We start from the raw sequence: 2,389 nt of genomic DNA on the forward strand, positions 1-2,389 counted from the left end.
TGCCCGAGCTGAACACCAGATGCGGGTACGGGAACCGGTCGAGCTTGAGCCGCTCCGGCTCGCCGAACACGGCCGGGTCGTAATTCGCGCCCGCGAGTTGCCCCATTATAATGTCGCCGCGCTTGAGTTCCTGTCCCAAGAACGCGCAGTCACGCGATACATAGCGGGGCTTCGTGCTTTGTACCGGTGTCGCGTAGCGCGCCAGTTCCTCGACGGCGCGCTCCATGCGGGCGTCCAGATCCGCAAAGAGAAAACTCTTCTGCGCGGGGTTCTGCTCGAGCGCGATGACGCTGTCACTAATGAGATGCGTGGTGGTCTCGAAGCCGGCGAAGAGCAGCAGGAACACCATGGAGATCAGCTCGTCTTCGCTGAGCTTTTCGCCGTCTTCCTCCGCGCGCACGAGTTCGCTGATCACCCCTTCGCGCGGGCGCCGGCGGCACTCGTCGATCTGTCCGCGCACATAGTCGATGACGCCACGCATCGACAGAAAGGCCCGGAAGATACCGAAGCTGCTCCGCATCGACGTCGCGGCCTTGGCCCACGCCGAGAAGACTTCCCGATTGTCATCGGGTAGGCCGAGCAGCGAACAGATCACTTCAAGCGGCAGACGGCGTGAGTACTCGGTCGCCAGGTCCACCTCCTCGCGCCCTTCTAAGCCGTCGAGCAGTCTGTCCGCCATGCCTTCGATCTCGCCGCGCATGTCGCGCACCCGGCGGCGCTGAAAGGCCTGGTCGACGAGCTTGCGCAGGCGCCGATGGTCCGGCTCGTCCTTGAGCAGCATGTTGTTGGTGAGAAGCTTGAGCGAAGCCGGCATCCACCAGGCCAAGCCGGCCACGCCCGACTTTCCGGCATGCCGTGCCTCCTGCACGAACAAGGTGTTGTCCTTCACCATTGCCGAGGTGGCTTCGTGGGTCGTGGTGATCCAGGCCTTGCCGACGAAGGGCAGCTTCACCGGAATCACCGGTCCCGCCTCCCGCAAGCGTGCGAAGAAGGAAAACGGATCGGCCTTGCTGGCCGCGCTGTCGAAATCGAAACGCAGCGGCGCGCGCAAGGAATACGTCTGTTCAGAGCCGCGACTCATGGGCAAAGCTTGCTCCCGCGGCTCAAGCTTTGCCAGCAAAACTGGGCGCCTGCATGACACAGCCCGGCGGCGGCTTTAGCGGCCGAGTTCGCGCCAGCTGTTCTCGTGCACGTCGACGTCGTAATACGAGGCTGCCTTCTTGATATTGGCGAAGGCGAGATCGCGGTCGGCATCGGTCACACCTTCGACCTGGTCGAAGCGGGCCAGCGCGTTCCGCACATGGTCCGCGTCGGTGAGCGGCTCCTTGCCCTGCTGCGGGAACGCAAACACGGTCTCCGGCAGGTCGCTTCTTGTCGTCAGGTCGCCGTGCTCCGTATGGGGCTGCCAAGTCGTCTGCATGGCGTCTTCCTCCTCAAAAATGATTGGGAGATCAGGTCAACCTATGTCGGTCCGGCAGGTCTCCGGCGTCAGCGCTTTCGCGTCTTGGGGCCGGCGGCCTTGCCGAGATCCGGTACGTCCTCGCCGAGCGCCGTGGCCAGATCGATGAGGTGGTCCTGCTCTTGGACAAGGATCTCCCTGATCTGCTCCGCCATCGCGAACTCTTCCAGTTCTTCGCACTGGCGAACGCGCTCACGGTAGGCGCGAATAGTTTCCGCCTCATTGTTGAGATCGAATTTCAGCATATCGCGCGCTTTTTCCGAAACTTTGACCGGTCTCGCCGTCACACTCGGCATGGCGCCGAGATAATCGATCTGCCGCGCTATCGTCAGCGCATGCTGAAGCTCCTCATGCGCGTGCTGCTCGAGCTGGTCGGCGATGCTCATATACTCAGGCCCCTTGAGAACCTGCGAATAGACCACATAGGCGATGATGGCCTGGTACTCCCGCGACAGGTCCTCGTTCAGGAGCTTCGCCAATTTCTCTCTGGTGATCTTGTCTCCAGCCATACGTGTTTCCTCCTCTCATGCTCACCCCCCCAGGGGCGTTCACCTCTTCGGGCGAATGCGTCATAACTATACCCGGACGGCGCGCGGCGCGAGGGCCGCGACCGGGTGTCCACTGACATAGCGCGCAGACCCAGGATTCGATCATGCAGAACTTGATCTCCGCCTTCCCGGCTCTGTGCTACGCCGCGGCGGTCACGCTGGGGTTTCTCGAGATCGGCCAGCCTTTCGGCAGCACCGAGCTGACGCCGCTCCTGCAATGGATGCTGTCGCTCGGGCTTGGGCTTCCCAGTCTATGGGCGGCGTTGTCGCACGCGGCGTTCAGCGACCGCGTCGCCCAATCGATCGGCTGGGCGCCGAGCCCATTTCAGAAGGAGATCGCCGGCGCCAATCTCGGCATTGGCCTCGGCGCCATCGCCGCATC

General features: G+C 63.0%; 4 protein-coding genes. 1 reads left to right on the forward strand and 3 read right to left on the reverse strand.

Annotated elements, in window-relative coordinates; translation table 11 throughout:
- The 3 genes from ACSLE4_RS14395 to ACSLE4_RS14405 all read right to left on the reverse strand — a co-directional run.
- Positions 1–1,081 (reverse strand): cytochrome P450 (locus tag ACSLE4_RS14395; RefSeq protein ID WP_435905118.1); only part of this gene is annotated, 1,081 nt, incomplete at its 3' end.
- A gap of 75 nt (positions 1,082–1,156) precedes the next feature.
- On the reverse strand, positions 1,157–1,420 hold the full coding sequence (locus tag ACSLE4_RS14400; protein ID WP_435905119.1) for a DUF6582 domain-containing protein: 264 nt from the start codon (positions 1,418–1,420) through the stop codon (positions 1,157–1,159).
- A gap of 68 nt (positions 1,421–1,488) precedes the next feature.
- Entirely contained in the window at positions 1,489–1,968 is a 480-nt protein-coding gene (locus tag ACSLE4_RS14405; protein WP_435905120.1) for a ferritin-like domain-containing protein, read from the reverse strand.
- A gap of 143 nt (positions 1,969–2,111) precedes the next feature.
- Here ACSLE4_RS14405 and ACSLE4_RS14410 point away from each other — a divergent pair.
- A partial coding sequence (locus ACSLE4_RS14410; protein WP_435905121.1) for a DUF6790 family protein occupies positions 2,112–2,389 on the forward strand: 278 nt, incomplete at its 3' end.

Origin of the sequence: Methyloceanibacter sp., from assembly GCF_051306395.1 — a bacterium.
In the GTDB taxonomy this organism is placed as follows: domain Bacteria; phylum Pseudomonadota; class Alphaproteobacteria; order Rhizobiales; family Methyloligellaceae; genus Methyloceanibacter.